This is a genomic window from Rhodococcus sp. BUPNP1, assembly GCF_002215235.1.
Classification (GTDB): domain Bacteria; phylum Actinomycetota; class Actinomycetes; order Mycobacteriales; family Mycobacteriaceae; genus Rhodococcus.
Genome location: NZ_NERM01000012.1, coordinates 78121 through 102942, shown reverse-complemented (window position 1 = coordinate 102942; position 24822 = coordinate 78121). Strand labels below are relative to the sequence as shown.

Below are 24822 nucleotides of genomic sequence, written 5' to 3'. Positions count from 1 at the left end.
CACGCCGCGAGGCACCGTCCGCGCAGTGGACGACGTGTCGCTCGATCTGGACTCCGGACAGGCGCTGGGTATCGTCGGCGAGTCGGGCTCCGGAAAGTCGGTGATGGCCCGGGCGATCATGGGGCTCATGCCGCCCCGCTCGGGCCGATCCGGATCGGTGACCTTCCAGGGCCGCGACCTGCTGGCCCTGACCAAGAAGGAGAAGCGCGAGATCTGGGGCAAGCAGATCGCGATGGTCTTCCAGGATCCGGGCCGCTCGCTCAACCCGGTCGTCCGGGTCGAGCGGCAGCTCACCGAGGGGATGCGCAAGCACCTCGGCGTCAGTAGGTCCGAGGCACACACCCGGGCGCTGAAGCTCATCGAGGAGGTGGGCGTCCCCGATCCGGAACGGCGCCTCCGCAATTATCCCCACGAGATGTCCGGTGGCATGCGCCAGCGCGTGATGATCGCGATCGCGCTGGCGTGCGAACCGGATCTGCTCATCGCCGACGAGCCGACGACCGCCCTGGACGTGACGATCCAGCGTCAGATCCTCGACCTGCTGCGGCGTGTCCAGCGCGACCGGGGCATGTCGATGATGCTCATCAGTCACGACCTCGCGGTGGTCGCGGGTCGCACCGACCGGGTGTCGGTAATGTACGCCGGACGGCTCGCGGAGGTCGGTTCCACCCGTGAGGTGTTCGAGCAGCCGATGCACCGCTACACCCACGCGTTGCTCGGCGCGACCGCGACGATCGACCACGTGCGGCACGCACCGTTGCGGGTGATCAGTGGGTCGCTGCCCGATCCGACGTCGCCACCGGACGGTTGCCGGTTCGCGCCGCGCTGCAACCACGCGTCGGACGAATGCCACACCACGCCGCCCCCGCTCGAATCGGTGGGCGTCGATCATCACGTCGCATGTCTGAGCCCGGTGACCGTTCCGGTCGGGGCCGTTTCCGGAGGTGAATCCCATGGCCGGTAGTGGTGCCACTCATCTGCGCGGCGACGAGGCCCTGCTCAGCGTGCAGGACCTGGTCGTCGAGTACCCCACCGACAACGGCACGGTGCAGGCGGTCTCGAAGATCAGCTTCGACATCCTGCCCGGCGAAACCCTCGGCATCGTCGGCGAATCCGGGTGCGGCAAGTCGACCACCGGTCGTGCGGTGCTGCGTCTGGACCGAATCACCTCCGGCCGTATCCGGTTCGGCGACGAGTGGATCGAGGAGGCGAGCGAGAATCGCATGCGCTCCCTCCGGCGCGACATGCAGATGATCTTCCAGGACCCGGTCGCCTCGCTCAATCCGCGTCGATCGGTCGCCGACATCGTCGTCGAGGGTCTGACGGTCGCGAAAACACCTGCGAAGGAACGGGCGACGACATCGGTGTCGGTCCTCGAACAGGTCGGTCTGCCCGGGGACCGGTTCGCCGGCATGCTGCCCCGCCAGCTCTCGGGTGGCCAGGCGCAGCGCGTCGCCATCGCGCGAGCGCTCGCCCTGAATCCCCGGCTGCTCATCTGCGACGAACCGGTCTCGGCGCTCGACGTGTCGGTGCAGGCCCAGATCCTCAACCTGATCGAGGAACTCAAGGCGGAGTTCGACCTCACCGTCGTGTTCATCGCCCACGATCTCGGTGTGGTGCGCACGGTGAGCGACAAGGTCATGGTCATGTACCTGGGCAAGGTCTGCGAATTCGGTGATTCCATCGAGATGTACGACGACCCGGCGCATCCCTACACGCGCGCGCTGCTCGATTCGGTGCCGCTGACCGACCCGGAGAAGGGTTTCGCCGGACCACCCCTGGCCGGCGACGTGCCGTCGCCACTGGCACCTCCCACGGGTTGCCGGTTCCGCACCCGCTGCCCGATGGCCCAGGATCGTTGTGCCGAAGAGGAACCCGAGATGCGTGAGGTCCGTCCGGGCCAGTACGCGGCATGCCACTTCCCGCTGCCGTCCGTGACCGGACGCGATCTTCCCGAACCCGCCGCCGTCGGTGCCGGTGCGGACGCCTGATCGACCGAAGGGCCGCACGATCCGGGTACTGGTCTTCGCGGGCATCGTCACCACGGTGATGTCGACGCTCGTCATCCCACTGCTCGGTGAACTGCCCGCCCTGCTCGGGACCAGCCCGTCCAATGCATCCTGGGTGGTCACGGTGACCTTGCTCGCGGGTGCCGTCGCGACACCCGTGACGGGACGCCTGGGCGACATGTACGGCGCGCGCCGGATGCTGTTGGTGTGCACGATCCCACTCATCGTCGGGTCGTTCCTGTGTGCACTGTCGTCGTCCCTGGCCCCGATGCTCGTCGGCCGTGCCCTCCAGGGTGCGGGCTTCGGGATCGTGCCCCTCGGCATCAGTGCGTTGCGTTCCCTCGTGCCACCGGCTCGTCTCGGCTCGGCCATCGCCCTGATGAGTTCGTCCCTGGGGATCGGGGGAGCACTCGGCCTGCCGCTCGCTGCGGCCGTCGTCCAGTACACGAACTGGCGGATGCTGTTCTGGGGAGCCGGTCTCGCCGGTGTGCTCGTCGCGGTGCTCATCGCCCGGCTGGTGCGGGACACCCCGGTGCCGGCGGAGGCGGGCCGATTCGACCTCGTCGGCACCCTCGGGCTCTCGGTCGCACTGGTCGCCGGGTTGCTGGCGATATCCAAGGGCGGCGACTGGGGCTGGACGGGTGCGACGATCCCGATCCTGTTCGCGGTCTCGATCGTCGCGTTCGTGGTGTGGGGCCGGTGGGAACTGAGGTCTCCGGCACCGCTCGTCGATCTCCGGGTCTCGAAGGGGAACCGGGTCCTCGTCACCAACATCGTCGCGACCCTGATCGGTTTCTCGATGTACTTCCAGGCGCTGCTGGTTCCCCAGATCCTCATGCTGCCCACGGAGACGGGATACGGACTGGGACAGTCGATGGTGGCCATGGGGCTGTGGTGCGCACCGGCCGGTCTGCTGATGATGGCGATCTCCCCGCTGGGGGCGCGGCTGACGACCCTGCGCGGCCCCCGCACGACCCTGTTCGCAGGCTGCCTGATGATCGCCGCGGCCTATGCCTCCTCGGGACTCCTCATGCGATCGCCGTGGGGTCTCATGGCGCTCACCTGCTGCGTCGCGGCGGGGATCGGACTGGCGTACGGGGCCATCCCCACATTGATCATGGGGGCGGTGCCGCCGACGCAGATCTCGTCGGCCAACAGCGTCAACACCCTGCTGCGTTCGGTCGGAGGCACGGCGTCGGCGGCGGTCGCGGGGGTCGTGCTGGCGCAGACGACCGTCGCCTTCCGCGGAACATCGATCCCGTCCGAGGGAGGACTCCTCACCGGCATGCTGATCGGGGCGGCGTCCGCGCTGCTGGCCGCCGCCGTGACCCTGGCCATCCGTCGTGTTCGACCCGAGGACCGGACCGATACAGAAGCTGCGCCGGCCGTCTCCCGTCAGTGATGGGACAGGGCGGTGGGGTGTGCTTCGTTGTCGATACCCGGGATGCCGCGTCCACGCAGCGACGCCCCCGCGGTCTCCGCCACGAAGTAGAGGGCGACGAGCCCGACCACGCACGCGCCCATCATGTAGAAGGCCGGCATGAGGTCGTTGCCTGTCCGCTCGACGAGCCATTCGTTGATCGCGGGAGCTGTACCACCGAAGATCGAGGTGGACAGGTTGTACGAGATCGCGAACCCGGCGAACCGGACCTGCGTGGGGAACATCGCGGGGAAGGTCGCCGAGATGGTCGACAGCTGCATCACGTACAGCAGGCCGAGCACGGTGAAGCCCAGAATCGCCCAGCCGAAGCCCACCGACATCAACATGTACATCGGCGCGGCGAGAACGAACAGACCTACCAGCGACGCCGCCCAGAGGGGCTTGCGCCCGATCCGGTCCGACAACGCCCCGGAGAACGGGATGACCGCCATCATCGCGAGCTGACCGATCAACACCAGGATCAGCGCCGAGGTGGTCGTCAGACCGATCCGATCCTCGAGATAGGTCGGCATGTAGCTCAGCAACGTGTAGTTGCAGACGTTCAGCGCGATGACCAGACCCATCATCTTGATGATCGGTCGCCAGTACCGGGTGAGCAGGTCCTTGAACTCGGCACCGATGCTGGCCTCCTCCTGGTGCGCCTCCTCGAGTTCCTTGAAGACCGGCGTCTCGTCGAGTTTCGAACGGAGGTAGAGGCCCACCAACGCGAGCGGGCCGGCGACGAAGAACGGCAGGCGCCAACCCCAGGTCGCCATGAAGGCGTCCGTGGACAGCAGGTCGATCATCAGGACGAGGAACGCGCCGGCGGAGAAACCGCCCAGCGTGCCGAACTCGAGGAAGCTGCCGTAGAAGCCACGCCTGCGGTCGGGCGAGTACTCGGCCATGAAGGTCGCCGCGCCACCGTACTCACCGCCGGTGGAGAAGCCCTGGATTATGCGCAGCAGCACGAGCAGCAGAGGCGCCCAGAACCCGATCGACTCGTACGACGGGACCGCGCCGAGCAGCACCGTCGAACCACCCATCAGAAGGATGGTGAGCGCCAGGATCTGACGACGGCCCAACCGGTCGCCGAGCGGACCCCACACGAAACCGCCCAGGGGCCGAATGATGAAGGAGACCGCGAAGACACCCAGCGTGAGCAGCGTCGCGGATTCGAGATCGCCGGGGAAGAACGAATCGGCGATGTAGGTGGCCGTGTAGGCGTAGACGCCGTAATCGAACCACTCGGTGAAATTACCCATGGCCGACGCACCGATGGCGCGGCGTACCTTCTCCGGCGGCTCTTCGTGAGCTTCCGGCTTCGGGTCGACGGAACCGTTCTTCACGATTGTTCCCTCCGATCGAGCTCGGTGCCTCGGCGGATACCCGAGTCGACGGAGGGCGAAACCGATTCCCGTGAAGTTCCTCGAAACCCTGGTCAGGCGGACAATCTGCTGAGCGGATGCGCCGAGGAGGCGTACCGTGCCCGATCACGTCGGCCCGCTGCGGAGGCGATGTCGACGGTGTCGAGTCGCTCGTCGCAGATGCGCACGAGTTGTTCGAGGATGTGCGGTTCCAACCGGTTCCACCGATGCTTGGTCAGCAGGCCGCGGAGGCGGTGGAAGTAGTTCTCGGGGGTGATGCCGAAGGTGACCCAGATGTCCTCGTCGGGACCACCGTTCCAGTGCCGCCACTTCACGGCGAAATCGATCATCGCAGCTTCGTCCGACATGCCGGAACTCCTGTCTGAGGGGGATGTGTCAACGGAGTAATTCTTTGACGACCTTGCCGGTCGCATTGAGGGGGAGCGCGTCGATGTACTCGACGACACGCGGGACCTTGAATCCCGCCATGCGTGTGCGGCTCCAGGCGATCAGGTCCTCGGCGGGGACGGGATCGGACGAGACGACGAACGCCTTGCCCACCTGGCCGAGCCGTTCGTCGGGGATCCCGATCACGGCCACCTGGTCGACGGCGGGGTGTTCGAGCAGGAAACCTTCGATCTCGGCGGGATAGGCGTTGAAACCGCCGACGACGAACATGTCCTTCTTGCGGCCGATGATCCGGAGGTGACCGTCGGCATCGATCTCGCCGAGATCGCCCGTGTGGAGCCATCCTTCGGTATCGACTGCTGCGGCGGTGGCCTCCGGATCGTCGAGATAGCCCTGCATCACGTTGTATCCGCGGATGAGCACCTCGCTGTCGTCGGCGATGCTCACTTCCACACCGTCACAGGGTTTTCCGACGGTCGTGGCGATCTGTTCGAAGGTGTCGCCGCGGCGGGAGGCCGTCGCGGTGCCGGCCTCGCTCAGACCGTATCCCGTCATGATCGTCTCGAAGGGCAGTTCGCTCCGGATCCGCCGGATCAGATCGACCGGGATGTCGGCCGATCCGGTCACCGCCGCGCGCAGCGACGACAGGTCGTGGGTCCGGTCCTGCTGCGCTGCGAGGAGCGAGTGGTAGAGCGTGGGTGGTCCGGGCAGCATGGTCACATGTTCCCGCTCGATCAGGTCGAGGACGGTGTCCGTCTCGAAGACCGGGACGGGAATCATCGTGGCGCCGCGGATGAACGACGCGACGAGGCCGGCCTTGTAGCCGAACATGTGGAAGAACGGGTTGACGAGCAGGTAACGGTCGCCGCGTCGCAGATCGGCCAGATCGCACCACTCGGAGAACATCCGGAGGGTCTGCAGGTGGTTCATCATCACGCCCTTGGGGCGTCCGGTGGTGCCCGAGGTGTACATGATGTCGGCGATGTCCTCGCCGACCACCTCGCGGGTGAAAGGTCTTCCGCTGTCCAAGAAACCGGATGCGATGTCGATCCGGGGGGTGCCGGTCGGCACCGCGTATTCCTGGTCGAGGAAGCCGTCCTGCACGAGGGTCAGCTTCGCTCCGCTGCGCCGGATGATGTCGCCCGCCTCGTCCTCGCGGTAGCGGGTGTTCACCGGGACGAGCACACCACCCGCGGTGAGCAGGCCGAAGGCCGCGACGATCCACGCGGCGGAGTTGGGGGCCCAGATCGCCACCCGATCACCCTTGCCGACACCTGCGTCGGCGAATGCTCCGGCGGCGCGGCGGATTCGATCGGTGAGATCGGTGAAGGAGATCCGGAGGTCCCCGTCGACGACCGCTTCGGCATCACCGAAGCGGTCGCCGGCGCTGAGGACCATCTCGGGGATGGTCCGCCAGCTCATACTTTCAGGAGCCTCGCGAGGTTGCCGCCCATGACCAGCTTCTGGTCCTCGAAGGGCAGGTGCTGGATGTGCTGGATGTAGGTGGTCGGCTCGGCCAGGCCCTCGGGGTGCGGGTAGTCGGAACCGAACAGCACGCGCTCGGCGCCGATGAGGGCGGTGAGCTTGCTGAAGTCCTCCTCCCAGAAGGGGCTGACGTGGATGCTGTTCTTGACCGCCTCCACCGGGTCCTTCATGCCGAAGCCCTCGGGGGCCTTCTTGAAGGTGTCGGCGAGGTTCTGCAGCAGACCGGGCAGCCAGCTCGCGCCGTTCTCGATCACCGCGATCCGCAGCTCCGGGAAGCGGAGGAGTGCACCGTGGCAGACCCACGACGCGACCGCGTCCTGGATCGGACGCCACTCGTTGACCATGTGGAAGGTGTTGGTGACGAACGGCAGCATCTCCTTGTCGGCACCGTCCCACTCCGCCGTGTGGCGGGCGTAGCCGCTGTCGGACGAGTGCTGGGTGACGAGCACATCGAGTTCGACGACACGCTTCCAGAAGGGATCGAACTCCGGCAGGGCGAACGAACGCGGTCCGCGGTAACCGGGAACCGGAGCCGGGCGCACGAGGATCGCCTTCGCGCCGCGTTCGACGCACCACTCGAGTTCCTCGATGGCCTTGTCGACGATCGGCAGGCTGATCACCGGCACGGTGAAGATGCGGTCCTTGTAGTTGAAGGACCACGTCTCGTACAGCCACTGGTTGAGCGAGTGCACGACGGCGTGGATCAGCTCCGGATCGTCACGCATGCGCTCCTCGACGAGGCTGGCGAGGGTCGGGAACATGAGCGTGCGTTCGATGCGGAGTTCGTCCATGAGCTCGAGACGGGCCGCCGGCTCGCGAAAGGCCGGGATCGACTTCATGGACTTGCCGAAGATCTCCCGACGGCTCTTGCCTTCGGGGTTGCCGTTCTTGAAGTAGTCCTCCATGGCGCCCGGCCGGGCGACGACCTCGAAGGTCGGGTTGGGGATGTAATCGCTGATCTGACCGCGGATCGCGATCTTTGTGCGGCCGTCGACCTGCACGTACTTGATCACGTCCTTGTACTTCTCCGGAAGGAACTTCGTCAGCGCCTCCTCGGTCTCGTACAGATGGTTGTCCGCATCGAACAGCTGGTACGGCAAATCGTTCGCGGTCATCAAATCCTCCTTCTCCTGTTACGAGAATACTATTCTCATGTGTGCGCAGCCGCAATATCCTGACGAAGCCGGAACTTCTGGATCTTCCCGCTCGCCGTGCGTGGGAAGTCGTCGACGCGGTGCAGTTCCTCGGGCCACTTCTGCTTGGCGATGCCCGCCTGCCGGAAGTGTGTGCGGATGTCCTCGAGCGTCGGCATCTCGTGCCCGGGCCGCAGGCGCAGCACGGCGGCGGCATGTTCTCCGAGGCGCTCGTCCGGCGCCGACACGACGGCGGCCTCGGCCACCGAGGGCAGGGTCAGGAGCACCTCCTCGACCTCGAGCGCGCTGATGTTCTCCCCACCGCGGATGATGAAGTCGGCCTTGCGGTCGGTGATCGTCAGGAAGCCGTCCTCGTCGACGATCGCGACGTCTCCGGTGTGGTACCAGCCGTCCTCGTCGAATGCGCGTGCCGTGAGTTCGGGGTTCGTGTATCCCATGCACAGATCCGGTCCGCGGCTGAGGATCTCGCCGTCGTCGGCGATACGGATCTCCACTCCCGGGCACGCGTTGCCGTCGGTGAACAGGCGCTTGTCCACCGGATCGGTGACGAGCGAACTCGTGATCGACGGGTGCTCGGTGCTGCCGTAGGCGCGGAACACCGTGATGCCGAGATCGTCGAGACGGCGGGTGACGGCGGCGGGCACGGTCGACCCGCCCAGGCCGGCGTACTTCATGTACTGCAGGTGCCGGTCCGGATCGAAGTTCGGGTGGTCGAGCAGACTGGTGATGAAATAGGTTGCACCGCCGCCGATCACGAGTCCGTCGCTCTCCATCAGTTCGATCGCGCGGGCCGGATCCCAGACATCGAGCAGGTTGATGGGGGTGTGGTCGAGGATCGGGATGAGGAAGGCGTTGACCATGCCGATGAAGTGACCCACCGGCGCGCCCGTGAGCTGTGAGCCGCGGTCGGCGGGATAGCGCTCGGAGAGCTGCCTCGTCTCGAAGCCGAGCGTCCGGTGCGTGTGGATCACGCCCTTGGGATCGCTCGTGGTGCCGGAGGTGAACGCCAGCAGTGCCGGCTGCGAGGGATCGACGGGGAGCACGCCCTCGAAGGGCTCGTCGTCGAGCAGGTCGTCGAAGTCGCGTCCCACGACACCGACGACGGGAACGTCGGCGCACAGTTCGGGCCGGTACTCGGTGTATCCGAACTTCTCGGCGCACACGAACACCTTGGGAGCGGACTCGCGCAGGATGTACCCGAGTTCCTTGGGACCGTAGAAGTGGACGATCGGCACGACCGTCGCGCCCAGGAGGGACGAGGCCCAGAAGACGGCCGCGGCCTCCATCCAGTTGGGGAGCTGGAAGGCCACGACGTCGCCGGGGCCGACTCCGCGGCGGTGCAGACCGGCCGCGAGGCGCCGCGCGACGTGTTCGACCTCGCTCACGGTGCCCGACCACGGTCGGATGGTCGAGTGGATGCGGAACTCGGTGTCGGGCGCGGCCTTCAGGCCGCGCGCCAGCATGTCGCCGATCGTCTCGCGAGTCCACCACCCTTCGCTCTCGTAGCGTTCGACCAGTTCGGAGGGGATCTGCCGCATCTGAAAGCTCCAGTGTCCGGGGTGGCGTCACGCCGCCGTTCGTCGCGGCGCGACCGGTGCAGACCGGCCTTGGCCGGTTGTGGAGATGTTATTCTCCGAAAAGTAGAATTCCAATATCAGTTCGGAGAGCAGACCATGGTGGAGCTGGAGCTCGACGACGGACTCGCCGTCGTCACCATCGATCGCCCGCACGCGCGCAACGCCATCGCCCCCGAGACGATGGACCAGCTCGAGAAGGTGCTCGACGAGGCCGAGCAGGCGCAGACGCGTGCCCTGGTGATCCGCGGTGGTGGCGACCGCGCCTTCGTTTCCGGTGGCGACCTGAAGGAACTCGCCGAGCTCCGCACCCACGAGCAGGCCGCCGACATGGCCCGGCAGATGCGCGCCGTGTGCGACCGGATCGCCGGCTTCCCGGCGCCCGTCGTCGCCGCGCTCAACGGTCACGCACTCGGCGGTGGCGCCGAGGTGGCCGTCGCCGCCGACATCCGCATCGCCGCGGACGACATCAAGATCGGCTTCAACCAGGTGTCGCTGGCGATCATGCCCGCCTGGGGCGGTGCCGAACGGCTGGCGTCGCTGATCGGGCGCGGGCGTGCCCTCATGCTCGCCGGGACCGGCGACATCCTGCGGGCCGAGGAGGCCGAACGCATCGGTCTCGTCGACAAGGTGATCCCGCGGGAGACCTTCGACGAAGGGTGGCGCACTCTCGGCCGCGCCCTCGCCAATCCGTCCTCCGCGTCGATCAAGCGTGTCGTGAACGGCGCGAGCCCCGAGGAGGCGGTCGACGCGTTCGCGCGGTTGTGGATCGCCGATGCCCACTGGGAAGCGGCCGACAAGGTGCTCTCGCGCGGCAAGCAGGCGCGCGGAAAATAGGGCACAGGGAAACCAGGACGGGTAGTTGTCACTGCAGCGCCGAACGTTTGCGCGCCCTGAAGACAGTTGCATGCCGTCCGAAGGCGTGCTTCTGTCCGCGGACCGTGCACGCCTGCTCGTTCCAGGGTTGCGGTGATCTCCCCTGCGGGTCCGGACGGACGTTTGGATGTGCTCCCGACGGGAAGCCTGCATAGGTCCTGTCCCCTCCGACGCCGGGAGCACCTGTGCCTGCATCGACCGCGACCGTTTCGCCCACCGACGCCGCTCGACTCCTCGGACAGGTGGCCGTGCCGTTCGTGGCGGTGGGACCGATCGCTCGTCGGCGCTGGGCGATGAAGCTGCTCGAGAAGAACCAGTCCGATGCCGGCGTGGTCCGCCTGGTCGCCGATCTACGGAAGCGGCACGGTGACGGACCGGTCGTCGTGCCGATCCCCGGCCGCACCCTCGCGATCGTCCTGACGCCCGAGGATGTGGACCGGATCCTGCGCACCGACACGGCGTCGTTCACTGCGGCCAACAAGGAGAAGGTGGCCGCACTCAGCCCGTTTCAGCCCAACGGGGTGCTCATCTCCCGAGGGGACATCCGCGCCCAGCGACGCGCGTTCAACGAGTCGGTCCTCGAACCGGAACACGCCCTGCACCGTCTCGCGGCCGAGTGGGCTCCCGTGATCGAGCAGGAGGCGCAGGACCTGCTCGAGCACGCGAAGTCGCGCGGTGAACTCGACGCTCCCGATTTCGTGAAGACCTGGTGGCGGCTCGTCCGGCGACTCGCGTTCGGCGACGCCGCCCGCGACGACGAGAGCATCACCGACCAGCTGTGGACGTTGCGCTCGAACGGGAACTGGTCGTTCGCGCATCCGCTCCGGCACCGCCTGCGCGACCGCTTCACCCAGAACCTGCACCGTCATGTCACGGCGGCTCCGTCCGAGAGTCTGGCCGGGGTGGTCCGGGACCTCGCAGCGCCGGCGTCCGTCGACCCGATCGGGCAGATGCCGCACTGGTTGTTCGCGTTCGACGCCGCGGGCATGGTCAGCGCCCGAACCCTGGCGGTGTTGTCGACGCATTCCGAACAACGCCTGCGCGTCGAGTCGGAACTGTCGGGGACCGAGGCCGGGACACCGCAGGTCTACGAGTACCTGCGGGCCTGCGTGCTGGACACGACCCGGCTGTGGCCGACCACGCCGGTGATCCTCCGGGACTCCGTGGAAGAGACCACGTGGAGCGACGGTGCGGGTGGCACCTCGACGATTCCTGCCGGTACGGGCTTCGTGATCCTGTCCTCGGCCTTCCACCGCGCCGACGACCTGCCGTTCGCCGACACCTTCGAACCCGAAATCTGGCTCGACGGCCGCGCCGAGCGCTATCCCGCGCTCGTGCCGTTCAGCGCCGGACCGACGGTGTGCCCCGGGCGCAGCATCGTGCTGTTCGCGGCGAGCACCTTCCTCGCGACACTGCTCCGGTCCGCCGAGTTCACCGTGGTGTCGGATGTGAAGCCGGATCCGGCGCGTCCGTTGCCCGCGACGTTCGACAATTTCGGTCTGCGTTTCGCGGTGCGGTAGGACCCTCTCGGCTGGGGCCGCGATACCGCCTCAATACCCCATCGGAGACTGTTTCCCCGTTATCCGATGGCGTGACGTCACTCACTGTTTACCCCGGTTTTGCGACCAACGCATGAGGTCGATGGTGTCGATGTGAATCGAGTAGGGCAAATCGGGCACCTTTTGTCCGATACCGGTCGGTTTGGAGTCAAGGCGACACGCTGAGGTCGTCAAAGGTAGAAGTACTCTGTGATGGAATCGTGACCCTTTCGTTACCGAGGGCCTGTCCCAGAGGAAACTGCTGTGATCCGAAATCCTGAATCCACCCACACCCGAGAAGCCACCGACCTGCGACGGCGCGCAACCCGCGCCGGCAGGTGGATGGCAGTCGCGGTCCTCGCGAGCGCCGTCACCGTCGGCGGAACGACGGTCGCGAACGCTGCAGGCGACCGGGTCCGCGTCGAGTCCGCCACCGCATGGACCGGCGCCGGGGAGAACCTCTCGACCGCACCCCAGGTGCTGAAGGTCGCCGGTGTCGACGCATCGCACTACACCGAGAAGCTGAACCGCGCCGCCGAGCGGGAAGCGCAGCGTGTCGCCGAGGCGATCGCTGCCCAGGAGGCGGCGCAGCGTGCCGAGGCCGAGCGGATCGCTCGCGAGGCCGCCGAGCAGGCCGCTCGCGAGGAGGCCGCGCGTCGTCCCGCACTCGCCTTCCCCGCTGCGGGAACGCTGACCTCGGGCTTCGGCCCGCGCTGGGGCACCAACCACAACGGTGTCGACATCGCGAACTCGATCGGCACGCCTATCGTCTCCGTCACCGACGGTGTCGTGATCGACTCCGGTCCGGCCTCGGGCTTCGGCCTGTGGGTGCGCATCGCGCAGGACGACGGCACGACCGGCGTCTACGGCCACATCGACCGGTCCCTCGTCTCGGTCGGCCAGCACGTCCGCGCCGGCGAGCAGATCGCCACGATGGGCAACCGCGGCCAGTCCACCGGACCGCACCTGCACTACGAGGTGTGGCAGCCGGGCGGCGCCAAGGTCGACCCCATCCCGTGGTTCCACGCGCGCGGCGTTCCGGTGCCGAGCTCGCACCTCGGCTGATCCGGTAGGCGACAGCCCGAGAACGAAACCTGAAAACGACCACTGCCCCGATGCATTCCGCGTCGGGGCAGTGTCGTGCGTGGAGCTACCAGATGCGCACGCGCTCCGAAGGATCGAGATACAGCCCGTCACCTTCGCTGACCTCGAACGCGTCGTAGAACGCGTCGATGTTGCGGATCACGCCGTTGCAGCGGAACTCCGGCGGCGAGTGCGGGTCGACGGCGAGACGGCGTGACGCCTCCTCGTCACGAACCTTCGTACGCCACACCTGCGCCCATCCGAAGAACACGCGCTGCAGCCCGGTCAGGCCGTCGATGACGGGCGCGGGCTTGCCGTCGAGCGCGATCTCGTAGGCCTTCAACGCGATCGACAGGCCGCCGAGGTCACCGATGTTCTCGCCGATCGTGAAGCTGCCGTTGACGCGTTGTCCGGGAAGGGCTTTCGGCTCGAACGCGTCGTACTGCGCGATGAGGGCGGCGGTGCGCTTACCGAACTCTTCGCGGTCCGAATCGGTCCACCAGTTCTCCAGATTGCCGTCGCCGTCGTACTTCGCGCCCTGGTCGTCGAAGCCGTGCCCGATCTCGTGCCCGATGACCGCGCCGATACCGCCGTAGTTCGCGGCGTCGTCGGCGTGCAGGTCGAAGAACGGAGGCTGGAGAATCGCGGCGGGGAAGACGATCTCGTTCATCCCCGGGTTGTAGTAGGCGTTGACCGTCTGCGGCGTCATGAACCACTCGCCGCGATCGACCGGACCACCGAGCTTGCCGAGATCTCGGTCGTACTCGGCGGCGTAGCCGCTGCGGTAGTTGCCCACCACGTCGTCCGCGGTGATCGTCACGGCGGAGTAGTCGCGCCAGGTGTCGGGATAGCCGACCTTGGGCGTGAACTTCTCGAGCTTGCGCAGCGCGGCTTCGCGCGTGGCCGGGCTCATCCATTCGAGGTCGGTGATGGACTGCCGGTACGCCTCGGTGAGGTTGTCGACGAGCACCTGCATGCGCGTCTTCGCCTCGGCGGGGAAGTGCCGTTCGACGTAGAGCTTGCCGACGGCCTCGCCGAGCAGGTCCTGCACGAGCGACACGCCGCGCTTCCAGCGGTCGCGGATCTCCTGCGTGCCGGTGAGCGTGCGGCCGTAGAACGCGAAGTTCTCGTCGACGAACGCCTCGGACAGATACGGAGCCCGCGCGCGCAGCACCCGCCACACCGCCCAGGCCTTCCAGTCGTCGAGGTCCTCGTCGGCCCACAGCGTCGCGAACGTCTCGAGGAAGCTCGGCTGACGGACGACGATCTCGGCCCACTGGTCGGTCGTCGCACCGGTCGCGGTGATCCATCCTGTCCAGTCGAACTGCGGAAGGTCGGTGAGCAGCGAGTCGAGGGTGAGCAGGTTGTAACTCAGGTCGGCGTCGCGACGCTTGACGACGTCCCAGTGCCCGGCGGCCAGCTTCGTCTCGAGCGCGACCACCGTCGCCGCGTCGTAGGGCAGGTCGGCGAGGGCGAACATCCGGCCGATGTGGGCGGTGTACTGATCGCGGATCTCGGCGTAGCGGTCCTCGCGGTAGTACGACTCGTCGGGCAGACCGAGCCCGCCCTGCGAGACGTGCATGAGATAGCGCTCGGAGTTCTTCGAATCGGTGTCGACGTAGTGCGCGAGCGCACCCGTCACGCCGGCGCGCTGCAACCGGCCCAGCACCGCCGCGAGCGCGGCACGGTCGGCAGCCCCGGAGACCGCCCCGAGTTCCTCGCGGATCGGATCGAGACCGGCGGCCTCGATCGTCGCGGTGTCCATGAACGAGGTGTACAGGTCGCCGATCTTCTGGGCGTCGGTGCCCGGCTCGGCGCCGGACGCCGCGGCTTCTTCGATGATGGTCCGCACGTCGACCTCGGCCTTGTCGGCGAGCGTGCGGAAGGCTCCGTCGAGCGCGCGGTCGGCGGGGATCTCGTGTTCGGCGAGCCATCGCCCGTTCACGTGTTCGAAGAGGTCGTCCTGGGGGCGGACCCGTTCGTCGACGTGTCCGAGATCGATGCCGGAGCGAATCTCCGAGTTCTGCGCGAGGGTCATGCTCCCCATCCTTACACCGGATGGGCAGGTCGTGCAGTCGCCCGCGGACCGGACCGCCGTGGAAGTGGGAGAACACCCTCGGGAGCGTTTACATACTCCTAACATCGCCCTCATGACCGAAGGTTCCACGACGGAGCCGCCCGCGGCGACCCCGTCGACACAGATGCTGGTCGATCCCCGCTTCATGCCTGTCGCGGATCTGTTCTTCCGGATGTTCTACAAGCCGAGCCAGGGCGGCGGTGCTCTCGCCTGCTACCTGCACGGCGAACCCGTCCTCGACATCTGGGCGGGCTGGGCCGCACGCGACAAACGGTGGACCCGCGACACCGTCGTGCTGTCGTTCTCCACCGGCAAGGGGGTGGCCAGCACGGTGGTGCATCGCCTCGCCGAGCGTGGCCTGCTCGACTACGACGCGGCCGTGGCCGAGTACTGGCCGGAGTTTGCCGCGGCCGGCAAGGAGACGATCACGCTGCGACAGCTCATGTCGCACCGCGCCGGACTGCACAAGTCGCGCGGGCTCGTGCCCGGCCGGGAGGGACTGCTCGATTCCGAGGCGGTGGCCGCCGCGCTCGCCGCCTCCCCACCCGATCCGCGACGCTTCCACGGGCCGGGTTATCACGCCGTCACCTACGGCAACCTCGTCGCCGAGGTCGCATCGCGCGTGACCGGGGTGCCCTTCCAGGAACTCGTGCGCACCGAGATCGCCGAGCCGCTCGGCACGGACGAATTCTGGTACCACGTGCCCGAGGACCAGCGGCACCGCATCGCCCGGGTGTTCCCCAAGGTCAACTTCCTGCCGGCACCGTGGACGACGGCGTCGGCGGTGCTGTCGCGCGCGCCGGGCGTGCGGGGTCTCGCCGAGGCGGGCATGGCGGAGGGCTTCGACGAGCTGATGCGCAGTCCGTCCGCGCACGACGCCGTCATGCCGGGATGGAACGGTGTGTTCACCGGGCGGGCCCTGGCCCGCATGTATGCGGCGATCGCGAACGGCGGAGCGATCGACGGTGCCCGCCTGTTGAAGGAGGACACCGTCGACCAGTTGCTCGAAGTGCAGACCCGGCGACGCGACTACGTCCTCGGTATCCGGCCCAATTGGCGGCTGGGTTACCACCCGGGTTGGGTCGCCCTGCGGCAGCAGCCGCTGCGGTCGGTCGGGCACTACGGGTTCGGCGGCTCGGGAGCGTTCGCCGACCCGGAGACCGGACTGTCGGTCGCGTTCGTCACCAACCGCATGGGCAACACCTTCACCACGATCTCCGACGGCCGGTTCCCGAGACTCGGCGCGGCGGCGGTGACGGCCGCGCGCCGAACGGGGTGATCAGACGTCGACACCCACGTTGACCGCGGCGAGGACCCGGTCGCCCTGACGTGCGGTGACGGTCGTCCCCGTCGGGTCGTGGATCGAGTCGGTGTCGTTGCGGGTGTCGCGGCCGCTGTGCTCGGTGTACGGCTCGACGGTGGAGAAGATCTCGTCGGTGAGCGCGTCGTCGAAGTACAGCTGCGTGGTGAGCACCGTCGACCGGTCGATGTGCACCTTCAGGTGGATGTGCACGGTGCGGCCGCGGTACCAGCCGGGATAGATCGTGTCGAAGAAGACGATGCCGTCGGCGTTCGTCACCTGCGCGCCGCGCAGGTAGGTGCCGTCGTCGGTGGTCGTGGCCTCCACGTCTCCCGAGCTGTACGAGCCGTCGGAGGTCTCCCCGGAACCCGGTGCCTCCGGTGCTCCTGGCGCCCCGGGCGGCGGACCCATCCCGGCGGGCGGCTGCATGCCCTCCGGCGGTGTCATCCCCTCGGGTGGACTCCCACCGGCCGGCGGAACCGGTCCACCGGGGAAGGCCGTGCCCGATTCGAAGCCCGAGTACTCGCCCCCGGCGTCGCAGTGCCAGATCTCGACAACGGCGTTCGAGATCGGAGCCGCGGACCCACCGGGATCGCAGTTCGCGAGATCCTGCACCCGCACTGCCAGCGTGAGGGGGAGGCCTGGCCGGTCCTCGACGATGTCGCGGCGGATGGAGTCGACGTCGAACCAGTACGGTCCCTGCGTCACCTCGGCACTCATCACACAGCTCGGTGCGTCGTCCAGCATCGCGACGAGCTGTGCGTCGATGCCGGTCGCGGTGGGTGTCGTGGTGGTCACCGCCGATGCGGTGCCGGTCGTCGCGGTGGTGGCCGATTCGTCCGTGCCGCACGCCGCCGCGATCAGCCCACCCAAGCCGATCGTTCCGCCGAGCGCCAACGCCCGTCGGCGGCTGACACGTCTGCGGCTCGCCTCGACGTCCTCGTTCATGATCTCTCCTCCGTGCGTCCTCGTTCCGACCATCGTCCGTCCGGACGCTCGAGACACGGTGCGAGAAGGCTGGGAGATTCCTGCGAACCCGTTACGCGCGGGGGAACAGCTGGACGTTGGCGTGCGCGCGCACGTAGACGGTGCCGTCGGCGGCGCACAGCGTCGTCTCGAAGGACGCGAGTCGCCGTCCGGCCCGCACCGCGTCGGACCGCAGTTCGATGACCGGCCCGGGTACTGCCGGGGAGCGGAGGTAATCGAGACCGATCTCCAGCACGCGGTAGTCCTGATCGATGCCGGTCAGTGTCTGCGCGGCCAGGCCGGTGACGGCCTCCGCCATCGACACGAGCACACCGCCTTGCACCGAACCGATCACGTTGGCCATCCACTCGCGCGGCGACAGCCGGGCCTGCACGACGCCGCGCTCGGCGACCGTCACCTCGAGTCCGAGCAGTCCGGCGAGCGGTCCGCGCGGAAGAGTCCCGGTGGAGATGCCCGTGACGATGTCGAGGCCGGGCAGTTCGGTCAGGATCGCCGCATCGGACCACGGTTCCGGCTCGTCCCGCTCCGGCACGGCCTCCGATGCCTCGGCGCCGAGTTCCATCGGCGTGCGCCCGACGACGATGGAGCGCCCGACCAGGTGCGCGACGAGAGCACCCTGCTCGTCGCGCACGTCGGTGCCCGACACGGCGGTGGACGCGTCGAAGAACAGGCTGCTGCCGTGACCGACGAGGGCGCCCGAGGCGGGGAAGGGGTGGGCGAGCGTCGCCGTCACGTGCGACAACACGGTCTGCGGGCGCTCACCGGTCTCCGCGAACCGGGCGATACCGGCGGGTGCCCCCGCGGCGACGTCGGCGAAGACGCCGATGGAGGCGAGCGTGGTCTGCCCCCGGTGGTCGAAGAGGTGCGATCCGACGGACTGGGTGACCGAGACCGACGCGTCGTCGGCGACCTCGATGCCGACGCCCATGAAACGACCCGGACGGTCGACGGTGAACTGAGCGGTCTCGATTGCCATTCCTTGCTTCTACCAGGAACAGCGCAGGAAAGAGCAATCGGGGAGCGGTTCGCCCAGGTTCACGGTGACCCGTCGCTTCAGCTGCGTGGCGTCTCCGGACCGCGACGACCCTCGAGTTCCCGGATCCGCTTCGACGCCTCCTCGAGCCGCTTCTTCCGCTCGGCGGCCTCCGACTTCTTGAGCTCTTCGTAGACCTTCTCGTCGTCGTCGCTGTACTTCAGGATCAACCGCGGAACGCTGAGCGTGACGATCAGCGACGGCCACACGATCCACGCGTAGCTCCAGTCGAGAGCGATCTGCAGGACGAGGAAGGTCACGAGCGTGACGCCGATGATGATCCAGTCCAGCGTCTCGACCATGCTGCCGCGTTCGCGGAGCGAGGCCAGCTCGTCCTCCGGGGACTGGGGCGCCGCCGCAGGAGAGCTGTCGTGGCGGACCGCCGGTGCCGAGGAGTCGGGGATCATCCGGATGTGCCCGTCGACCTGTTCGAGAGGAACACCGCCGGGCAGTCCCCGGAACGACGGGAGCAACGCCGAAAACGTTCGCGCCGAAGATATCTCCCCGGATCGTTCGTAGAACTCGGCGCTGTCGAGCCGGCCCGCGGCGTAGTGTTCGCCGAGTGCGTTCAACGCGTGCATACGTTCGGCGTCGCTGAGCAGCAGGTCGTCGTGATCGGAATTGCCGGTCATTTCTTTTCCCGCGCTTTCGGAGTCGGTTGTCGAATCCTGGTGCATCCCCGATCCTAGAGCCGATGATCGGGCCCCGATCCTAGAGCCGATGATCGGGCATGTCCCGGGCGAGGATGGCCGCCTGGATCCGCGATTGCAGCCCGAGTTTGTGGAGCACCCGGGCGACGTGCGTCTTCGCCGTGTTCTCGCCGATGCCGAGGCGGGTGGCGATCTGGCGGTTCGACAGTCCCTCTCCGAGACACGCGAAGACCTCCTGCTCGCGTGCGGTGAGGGCATCGAAATCCGGACCGTCCGGAACATCCTCCCGCCGAGTCGTTTTCGAGACGAACGCGTCGATGACGGTTCGCGTGACCTGCGGTGAGAGCACGGACTCCCCGGAGTGCACCGCCCTGATCGCGTCGAGCATGGCATCCGCCGAGGCGGTCTTGAGGAGATATCCGGCCGCGCCGGCACGAAGACTCTCGAAGACGTACTCGTCGATCTCGAAACTCGTCAGCACCAGCACCCGGGCGCTCGTCTCCTCGGTGATGGTGCGGGTCGCGGCGATCCCGTCGACGTGCGGCATGCGGATGTCCATGAGGACGACATCCGGGGCGAGCGCGCGGGCCTGCGACACCGCGACGGCGCCGTCGGCGGCTTCGCCCACCACCTCGATGTCCTCGCTCGTGTCGAGCAGGAGCCGCAGGCCCGCGCGGATGGCGCTGTGGTCGTCGGCGAGCAGCACCCTGATCGTCACGTCGTACTCCTGTTCGCGAGCGGCAGTTGCACGTATGTCCTCCATTCGTTCCCGTCGCGACCGGAGCGAGCGTGCCCGCCCACCGCGGCGGCGCGCTCGGCGATGTTGCGCAGGCCGTGCCCGGCGCCGCGGGCCGGTGACGGATCTGCGATGTCCGGGTCTCCGATGGGGTTCACCACCTCGATCCCGAGCCGGCCCTCGGTGTCGTCGAAACGAAGGGTCACCGGCCGTCCCGGCGCGTGCTTGACCGCGTTCGTCAGAGTCTCCTGGACGATGCGGTAGGCCGTGAGATCGACCTCCGCGTCGAGGTCTGCGGGTGGACGACCGTCGATCCGGACGGAGGTGCCGGCGGCACGTGCGGATGCGGTGAGCGGTTCGAGATCGGCGAGGCGACCCGCCGTGGTGATCTCGTCGTCGGTGTCGTCGCTGCGCAGCAAGCGCACCATCGACTGCATCTCCTGCAGGGCGGCCACGCTGCCGGAGCGCACGGACTCGAGCACGGTCAGCGCTCTGTCGGGATCGGACTCGCGGAGGCGGAGCGCGGCCTCGCTCTGGATCGCGATCGACGACAGGTGCCCCGCCACCACGTCGTGCAGGTCGCGGGCCAGACGCTGCCGCTCGGTGGTGATGGCGGCGCGGCGGTCCAGTTCCGCGACCCGCGAGAGGGCCTCGGCGCGTGCCCGTTCGATCTCGGCGGCGTCCCGATGCGTGCGGACGGATCGGGCCCACCAGATCGGGACGACGATCACGAGCGCGGCGATCGACACGGCCCACACCGCGATGCGCAGGTCCTGGAAGTACACACCGAGCGCGACGGCGCCGACGACGATCGGGACCACCGGGGCGCGTTCGAGGAATCGGCTGGTCCGCGCCGAACCGAAGAGCGCTGCGGCATACAGCAGGTCGCCGTATGCGATCCAGACCGGCAGCGAAGGGCCGACGACGAGGTCGATCAGCACCGGAACCGTGCCCAGCAGGAGCGCGAGAAGCGGTCGCGTGCGGCGCATCGTCATCGGTGCACACACGCAGGCGAGCAGAACGAGCCACACCCACAGCGGCTGCGGCGGGCGGTCCTCGACGAGCACACCGAGATCCAGGGCGTACAACAGTGCGCCACCCGCAAAGTACGCGAGGGCGACGAGCAGGGAGTTGTAGCGCGGGTTCACGAATCCCACTCGAATCTCGGATTCACGGTTGTCCACGGGAACGATTCGACCACAACCGGGAGAGAATCAGGGTCGGCGTCACCCGAAGTGATGAGGCATCTGTCGCCCATCGGGCGACGCGCGCGTAGGGATGTGCGCGCGATTCTGAGGTCATGTTCAGCCACATCGCCGCCTTCATCGTCGGATGCGAGATCGCGTTCTGGGTCGTGCTCGCGGCCGGACTCGTGTTCCGGTACCTGCTCCGGCTCGGCAGGACGGGTGCGGTGCTGCTCGCCCTGATCCCACTGATCGACGTCGTCCTGCTCGCGGCCGTCGCCGTGGATCTGCACAACGGCGCGGAGGTCGGCTGGATCCACCGTGTGGCCGGCATCTATCTCGGTGTGAGTGTCGCCTTCGGACCGAGCATCGTCCGGTGGGCCGACCGGCGGTTCGCCTACCACTTCGCGGGTGGTGCGAAACCGGAACGCGCTCCGAAGGAAGGCCCGGAGGCCTTCCGCAAGGAATGTGCGGACTTCGGGCGATGGCTGCTCGCGGCCGGGATCAGCGCGGCCGCCGTACTCGGACTCGGGTCGACCGTCGCGAACGGCGAACAGGCCTCGGCGCTGTACGGAATCCTCCCCACCCTCGCCACGATCACGGTGATCTGGCTGATCACGGGCCCGGTCTGGATGCTCGGCAAGCAGTGACGACCACATCGCTCCGAGAAATCTCCGGGTGCGCGATGAGTTCTCGCGGGGCGGCCGGTCTGTATCCGTGACATCCGGACCGCGTCCCGCACAGGACGAACCGAACACAGGAGAAAACATGTCGCGCATGCTGTTCGTCAACCTCGCCGTCGAGAACGTCGCCGCCTCCCGTGCATTCTTCGACAAGCTCGGATTCACCTTCAACGAGATGTTCTGCGACGAGAACACCGCGTGCCTGGAGATCAACGAGCAGACCTACGTGATGTTGCTCGAGAAGCCGCGATTCCGCGACTTCATCAACGACGACATCTGCGACACCACGAAGGCCCGCGAGGCGCTGATGTGTGTGTCGGCCGACAGCCGGGAGGGTGTCGACGCGATCGTCGACGGCGCGCTCGCGGCCGGTGGCAGCGAGTGGGTAACGGCCGGCGCGCAGAAGGCGCAGGAGGAGATGGGGGACTTCGCCCATCAACGGGCCTTCCGCGACCTCGACGGCCACGTCTGGGAGGTCATGTGGATGGATATGGCTGCCGCGTCGCAGGCGTGGGCACCGGAGGACGCCGAGGAGAACACCACCGCGTAGGCCCTACCGTGTTGTTCAGCGGGCTGCCGGGTCCTCCGGCAGCCCGAACCGGGCGAACAAGGCCGTGGTGTCGTCGGAGAAGAAGACGGTGGCGTGCGTGACCCTACCGTCGACGATGTCGAGCACCTGCAGTTGGAAAGGGTGGTGGCGGCCGTCCTCCCCTCGCATGTACAGCCCGAATGCCGGCTGGCCGTTGGCCACGGTGGGAAGCAGTACCTGGTCGCCGGGGCCCTTCGCGGGGCACTTGTGCTTGATGAGGGAGACGATCGCGTCGGGGCCCTGGTACCAGCCCTCGAAGGGCGGCATCTCCCAGACGGCGTCCTGGGTGAGCATCTCGACGAGCGAATCGATGTCGTACTTCTCGAAGCCGTCTACCCAGCGCTGCAGCAGTGCCTTGGTCTCGGCGCTGTCGGGTTCGGCGAGGTCGTCGTCGCGGACCTGGGCGTCCTTCAACTGCGCACGTGCCCGCTGCAGAAGACTGTTGACCGCCGCCGTCGACGTGTCGAGCGCGGCCGCGACCTCGGTGGCGCGCCACTGCAGGACCTCGCGGAGCAGCAGGACCGCGCGCTGGCGGGCGGACAGGTGCTGCAGAGCGGCGACGAACGCGAGGCGGACGGAATCGCGGGAGGCAGCGATGGTGGCGGGATCCGACGGATCGTCGGTGGCATACCCCACGGGGAACGGCTCGAGCCACGGCACCTCGGGACGGGTGACCAGATCGTCGGTGGGATCGGAACTGGGCGCGCCGAGCCCGGTGGGCAACGGCCGGCGACTGCGGCCTTCGAGCGCCGTCAGGCACACGTTGGTGGCGATACGGTGCAACCACGTGCGCAGTGAGGAGCGGCCGCCGAAGTTCTCGTAACCGCGCCAGGCGCGCAGATAGGTCTCCTGGACCAGGTCTTCCGCATCGTGCAGCGACCCGCTCATGCGATAACAGTGGGCGAGCAGTTCGCGACGGAACGGCTCGGCGAGTTCCATGAAATCGGTCGACGTCGATGTCGAACCGGCAGATTCTTCGAGCAGTTGTTCGGTCATGAGCGCGATACCCCCGGCTGGTCGGACCCGAATCCGCTACCCGTCAGAGAGTAGTCGGGGGCACCGACAGAAGACAGATGATCGTCGGGTCTCGATCGGGGCGCCGGATGCAGGTACCGTGCACGAAGTCGCGCCGAGGTGAGCGCGTGGTGGACGGAGTGGGGACAGGTCGTGCACGAGTACACGCTGCGCGAAGGCGTATCCGGAGCGCAGGGCCACAGCAGGCCCGAGCGCAACGGCCCCGTCGGCCCCTTCGCCGACGGACTTCCTCCCGGTGCCCTGGACGTCGAGCGGCCTCCGCTCGACCGGTTCGGGCCGGCCGAGCTCGGACGGGCCGTGGTCGTCGCCGCCGTCCTGATCGCTTTCGTGGTGTGGGCGGTGCTGCGGTGGACCGTCCGGCCCCGGCAGCACAGCGTCGTCGAAGCGGCCGCGCACGGCACCGTCGACGCCTTCGAGCATCTCGGGCCGACCTTCGTGAAGCTGGGACAGCTCATCGCGTCGTCGCCCGGACTGTTCCCCGCGGCCCTCGCCGACGCGTGCCTGCGCATGCTCGACGATGTGCCGACCTTCCCCTCCGAACAGGCCCGTGCGGTGATCGAGGAGGATCTCGGACACCGCATCGACGAGATGTTCGAGTCGTTCGACGACGTGCCGCTCGCCGCGGCGTCCGTCGCCCAGGTGCACGGGTGCGTGCTGCGCGACGGCCGCCGGGCCGTGGTGAAGGTGCAGCGGCCGGGGATCGCGCACCGCATGCTCGTCGATCTGCGCGCCGCCTACATGGGCGCGAAGCTGTTGCAGCTCTTCGAGTTCTTCCGCATCGCGAACACTCCGGGGATCATCCGCGATCTCTACAACGCGACGATGACCGAGCTCAACGCGGCGGTCGAAGCGGATCGTCAGGATCGCTTCCGCCGCAACATCTCCGCCTTCGGTGACAACACCTTCGTCACGGTGCCCGAGGTGTACTGGCAGTGGTGCGGTCCGCGGGTGATCTGCATGGAACGCCTGCAGGGCAAGCCCGTCGACCGGGTGGTGCCGGGCCAGGACGATCTCGACACCTCCCTGCTCGTGCGCCGCGGGGTGAAGGTGTGGATGGAGGCGGTGCTCTGTCACGGCCCGTTCCACGGCGACGTGCACGCGGGCAATCTCTGGCTGCTCGACGACGGACGGGTCGCGCTGCTCGATTTCGGCATCGTCGGCGAACTGCCCGAGAAGTGGCGCGCGCTGCTGCGGGCGCTGTTCCGTGCCGCCCTGCTCGACGGCGACTTCACGGCGGTCGCGCAGAGCGTGCGGGCGCTCGGTGTCGCCGCAGACCTCGACGTCGACGACGCGGCGGTCGGCCGGCAGGTTGCCGAGATCTTCGGTCCGCTGCTCGGTCAGGACGTGGGGGAGTTGCGGCTCAGCGAACTGATCGGCGCGCTCGTCTCGCTCGGACGCAAATGGAACACGTCGACTCCCGAGGAACTCGTGTTGTTCGGGAAGCAACTCGGATATTTCGAGCGCTACGCGACCGCGCTGGCACCGGGTTGGGTGCTCGGCCGCGATCCCTTCGTCTTCCGGAACATCTTCCCGGAGGAAGTGGCCATAAGAATCGCCGAATCGAACGTGAGCCTGCCCGACTGAGGCACGGGCCCCTTCGGTCTTTACAGGATGCGACCCGCCCCGTAATTTGAACG

22 protein-coding genes are annotated in these 24822 nt (G+C 67.8%); 10 read left to right on the top strand and 12 right to left on the bottom strand.

Features of this window, described 5'->3' with window-relative positions:
- Positions 1-25: 25 nt before the first annotated feature.
- Genes B9C99_RS14240 through B9C99_RS14230 form a run of 3 tightly spaced genes read left to right on the top strand, consistent with a single transcriptional unit; the run spans position 26 to position 3411 of the window.
- Positions 26-964 carry an ABC transporter ATP-binding protein gene (locus B9C99_RS14240; RefSeq protein WP_253250076.1) on the top strand — a complete coding sequence of 313 codons (939 nt, stop codon included), beginning with the start codon at positions 26-28 and terminating at the stop codon, positions 962-964.
- Positions 954-1991: an ABC transporter ATP-binding protein gene (locus tag B9C99_RS14235; RefSeq protein WP_088898317.1), complete on the top strand. Its 1038-nt coding sequence runs from the start codon at positions 954-956 to the stop codon at positions 1989-1991. The genes B9C99_RS14240 and B9C99_RS14235 overlap by 11 nt, the downstream gene beginning before the upstream one ends.
- Positions 1972-3411, top strand: a complete 1440-nt coding sequence (locus B9C99_RS14230; protein ID WP_088898316.1) for an MFS transporter — start codon at positions 1972-1974, stop codon at positions 3409-3411. Before B9C99_RS14235 ends, B9C99_RS14230 begins: the two co-directional genes overlap by 20 nt.
- Here the strand turns inward: B9C99_RS14230 and B9C99_RS14225 are convergent.
- The 5 genes from B9C99_RS14225 to B9C99_RS14205 form a co-directional block, all read right to left on the bottom strand.
- A complete protein-coding gene (locus tag B9C99_RS14225) occupies positions 3405-4691 on the bottom strand; it encodes an MFS transporter (protein WP_253250084.1) in 1287 nt (428 codons plus the stop codon). The two genes, B9C99_RS14230 and B9C99_RS14225, sit on opposite strands and share 7 nt — an antisense overlap.
- Positions 4692-4867: 176 nt before the next feature.
- Complete coding sequence (locus tag B9C99_RS14220; protein WP_059384069.1) at positions 4868-5161, bottom strand: DUF3263 domain-containing protein; 294 nt, start codon at positions 5159-5161, stop codon at positions 4868-4870.
- A 28-nt stretch (positions 5162-5189) separates the two neighbouring features.
- Entirely contained in the window at positions 5190-6623 is a 1434-nt protein-coding gene (locus B9C99_RS14215) for a FadD3 family acyl-CoA ligase (RefSeq protein ID WP_088898314.1), read from the bottom strand.
- Positions 6620-7801: an amidohydrolase family protein gene (locus B9C99_RS14210; protein WP_059384071.1), complete on the bottom strand. Its 1182-nt coding sequence runs from the start codon at positions 7799-7801 to the stop codon at positions 6620-6622. Before B9C99_RS14210 ends, B9C99_RS14215 begins: the two co-directional genes overlap by 4 nt.
- Before the next feature lie 35 nt (positions 7802-7836).
- A complete protein-coding gene (locus B9C99_RS14205) occupies positions 7837-9378 on the bottom strand; it encodes an AMP-binding protein (RefSeq protein WP_088898313.1) in 1542 nt (513 codons plus the stop codon).
- A 135-nt stretch (positions 9379-9513) separates the two neighbouring features.
- Between B9C99_RS14205 and B9C99_RS14200 the strand changes: the two genes are divergently transcribed.
- The 3 genes from B9C99_RS14200 to B9C99_RS14190 all read left to right on the top strand — a co-directional run bounded on the left by B9C99_RS14200 (position 9514) and on the right by B9C99_RS14190 (position 12893).
- The gene (locus tag B9C99_RS14200) at positions 9514-10251 is read left to right on the top strand and encodes an enoyl-CoA hydratase/isomerase family protein (RefSeq protein ID WP_088898312.1); all 738 of its coding nucleotides are present in this window, start codon (positions 9514-9516) and stop codon (positions 10249-10251) included.
- A 224-nt stretch (positions 10252-10475) separates the two neighbouring features.
- Positions 10476-11810 (top strand): cytochrome P450, encoded by a 1335-nt coding sequence (locus tag B9C99_RS14195; RefSeq protein ID WP_088898311.1) that lies wholly within the window; start codon positions 10476-10478, stop codon positions 11808-11810.
- A gap of 360 nt (positions 11811-12170) precedes the next feature.
- On the top strand, positions 12171-12893 hold the full coding sequence (locus tag B9C99_RS14190; RefSeq protein WP_088898310.1) for a M23 family metallopeptidase: 723 nt from the start codon (positions 12171-12173) through the stop codon (positions 12891-12893).
- Between the two features lie 85 nt (positions 12894-12978).
- Here the strand turns inward: B9C99_RS14190 and B9C99_RS14185 are convergent, their stop codons facing one another.
- Positions 12979-14949 carry a M13 family metallopeptidase gene (locus B9C99_RS14185; RefSeq protein ID WP_088898309.1) on the bottom strand — a complete coding sequence of 657 codons (1971 nt, stop codon included), beginning with the start codon at positions 14947-14949 and terminating at the stop codon, positions 12979-12981.
- A gap of 112 nt (positions 14950-15061) precedes the next feature.
- Between B9C99_RS14185 and B9C99_RS14180 the strand changes: the two genes are divergently transcribed.
- Positions 15062-16267, top strand: coding sequence for a serine hydrolase domain-containing protein (locus B9C99_RS14180; RefSeq protein ID WP_088898308.1), 1206 nt, complete (start codon positions 15062-15064; stop codon positions 16265-16267).
- Here B9C99_RS14180 and B9C99_RS14175 read toward each other — a convergent pair whose 3' ends face one another.
- From B9C99_RS14175 to B9C99_RS14155, 5 genes are all read right to left on the bottom strand, one after another.
- Complete coding sequence (locus tag B9C99_RS14175; protein ID WP_088898375.1) at positions 16268-17236, bottom strand: protocatechuate dioxygenase; 969 nt, start codon at positions 17234-17236, stop codon at positions 16268-16270. It abuts the gene before it with no gap.
- Positions 17237-17327: 91 nt separating this feature from the next.
- Complete coding sequence (locus B9C99_RS14170; protein ID WP_088898307.1) at positions 17328-18251, bottom strand: PaaI family thioesterase; 924 nt, start codon at positions 18249-18251, stop codon at positions 17328-17330.
- Positions 18252-18328: 77 nt separating this feature from the next.
- Positions 18329-18940 (bottom strand): DUF1707 domain-containing protein, encoded by a 612-nt coding sequence (locus B9C99_RS14165; protein WP_088898306.1) that lies wholly within the window; start codon positions 18938-18940, stop codon positions 18329-18331.
- A 79-nt stretch (positions 18941-19019) separates the two neighbouring features.
- The gene (locus tag B9C99_RS14160; protein WP_016692346.1) at positions 19020-19676 is read right to left on the bottom strand and encodes a response regulator transcription factor; all 657 of its coding nucleotides are present in this window, start codon (positions 19674-19676) and stop codon (positions 19020-19022) included.
- On the bottom strand, positions 19673-20878 hold the full coding sequence (locus B9C99_RS14155) for a sensor histidine kinase (protein WP_088898305.1): 1206 nt from the start codon (positions 20876-20878) through the stop codon (positions 19673-19675). Before B9C99_RS14155 ends, B9C99_RS14160 begins: the two co-directional genes overlap by 4 nt.
- 116 nt (positions 20879-20994) lie before the next feature.
- On the opposite strand from B9C99_RS14155, the gene B9C99_RS14150 reads away from it, so the two are divergent.
- Both B9C99_RS14150 and B9C99_RS14145 read left to right on the top strand, forming a co-directional pair.
- The gene (locus tag B9C99_RS14150; protein ID WP_088898304.1) at positions 20995-21528 is read left to right on the top strand and encodes a hypothetical protein; all 534 of its coding nucleotides are present in this window, start codon (positions 20995-20997) and stop codon (positions 21526-21528) included.
- A gap of 118 nt (positions 21529-21646) precedes the next feature.
- Positions 21647-22111, top strand: a complete 465-nt coding sequence (locus tag B9C99_RS14145) for a VOC family protein (protein WP_059384083.1) — start codon at positions 21647-21649, stop codon at positions 22109-22111.
- Between the two features lie 15 nt (positions 22112-22126).
- Here B9C99_RS14145 and B9C99_RS14140 read toward each other — a convergent pair whose 3' ends face one another.
- Positions 22127-23146, bottom strand: coding sequence for a sigma-70 family RNA polymerase sigma factor (locus tag B9C99_RS14140; RefSeq protein ID WP_059384084.1), 1020 nt, complete (start codon positions 23144-23146; stop codon positions 22127-22129).
- A 186-nt stretch (positions 23147-23332) separates the two neighbouring features.
- Here B9C99_RS14140 and B9C99_RS14135 point away from each other — a divergent pair, with 186 nt between their 5' ends.
- Positions 23333-24769: an AarF/UbiB family protein gene (locus B9C99_RS14135; RefSeq protein WP_051032991.1), complete on the top strand. Its 1437-nt coding sequence runs from the start codon at positions 23333-23335 to the stop codon at positions 24767-24769.
- Positions 24770-24822: the final 53 nt, after the last annotated feature.

What these genes read in the sequence shown, in the direction of transcription:
- B9C99_RS14190 (WP_088898310.1), top strand. Translation starts at nt 12,171, where the DNA reads ATGGCAGTCGCGGTCCTCGCGAGCGCCGTCACCGTCGGCGGAACGACG.
- B9C99_RS14210 (WP_059384071.1), bottom strand. Translation starts at nt 7,801, where the DNA reads ATGACCGCGAACGATTTGCCGTACCAGCTGTTCGATGCGGACAACCAT.
- B9C99_RS14225 (WP_253250084.1), bottom strand. Translation starts at nt 4,691, where the DNA reads ATGGGTAATTTCACCGAGTGGTTCGATTACGGCGTCTACGCCTACACG.
- B9C99_RS14215 (WP_088898314.1), bottom strand. Translation starts at nt 6,623, where the DNA reads ATGAGCTGGCGGACCATCCCCGAGATGGTCCTCAGCGCCGGCGACCGC.
- B9C99_RS14220 (WP_059384069.1), bottom strand. Translation starts at nt 5,161, where the DNA reads ATGTCGGACGAAGCTGCGATGATCGATTTCGCCGTGAAGTGGCGGCAC.
- B9C99_RS14185 (WP_088898309.1), bottom strand. Translation starts at nt 14,949, where the DNA reads ATGACCCTCGCGCAGAACTCGGAGATTCGCTCCGGCATCGATCTCGGA.
- B9C99_RS14175 (WP_088898375.1), bottom strand. Translation starts at nt 17,236, where the DNA reads ATGAACGAGGACGTCGAGGCGAGCCGCAGACGTGTCAGCCGCCGACGG.
- B9C99_RS14150 (WP_088898304.1), top strand. Translation starts at nt 20,995, where the DNA reads ATGTTCAGCCACATCGCCGCCTTCATCGTCGGATGCGAGATCGCGTTC.
- B9C99_RS14180 (WP_088898308.1), top strand. Translation starts at nt 15,062, where the DNA reads ATGACCGAAGGTTCCACGACGGAGCCGCCCGCGGCGACCCCGTCGACA.
- B9C99_RS14205 (WP_088898313.1), bottom strand. Translation starts at nt 9,378, where the DNA reads ATGCGGCAGATCCCCTCCGAACTGGTCGAACGCTACGAGAGCGAAGGG.
- B9C99_RS14200 (WP_088898312.1), top strand. Translation starts at nt 9,514, where the DNA reads ATGGTGGAGCTGGAGCTCGACGACGGACTCGCCGTCGTCACCATCGAT.
- B9C99_RS14145 (WP_059384083.1), top strand. Translation starts at nt 21,647, where the DNA reads ATGTCGCGCATGCTGTTCGTCAACCTCGCCGTCGAGAACGTCGCCGCC.
- B9C99_RS14165 (WP_088898306.1), bottom strand. Translation starts at nt 18,940, where the DNA reads ATGACCGGCAATTCCGATCACGACGACCTGCTGCTCAGCGACGCCGAA.
- B9C99_RS14140 (WP_059384084.1), bottom strand. Translation starts at nt 23,146, where the DNA reads ATGACCGAACAACTGCTCGAAGAATCTGCCGGTTCGACATCGACGTCG.
- B9C99_RS14170 (WP_088898307.1), bottom strand. Translation starts at nt 18,251, where the DNA reads ATGGCAATCGAGACCGCTCAGTTCACCGTCGACCGTCCGGGTCGTTTC.
- B9C99_RS14235 (WP_088898317.1), top strand. Translation starts at nt 954, where the DNA reads ATGGCCGGTAGTGGTGCCACTCATCTGCGCGGCGACGAGGCCCTGCTC.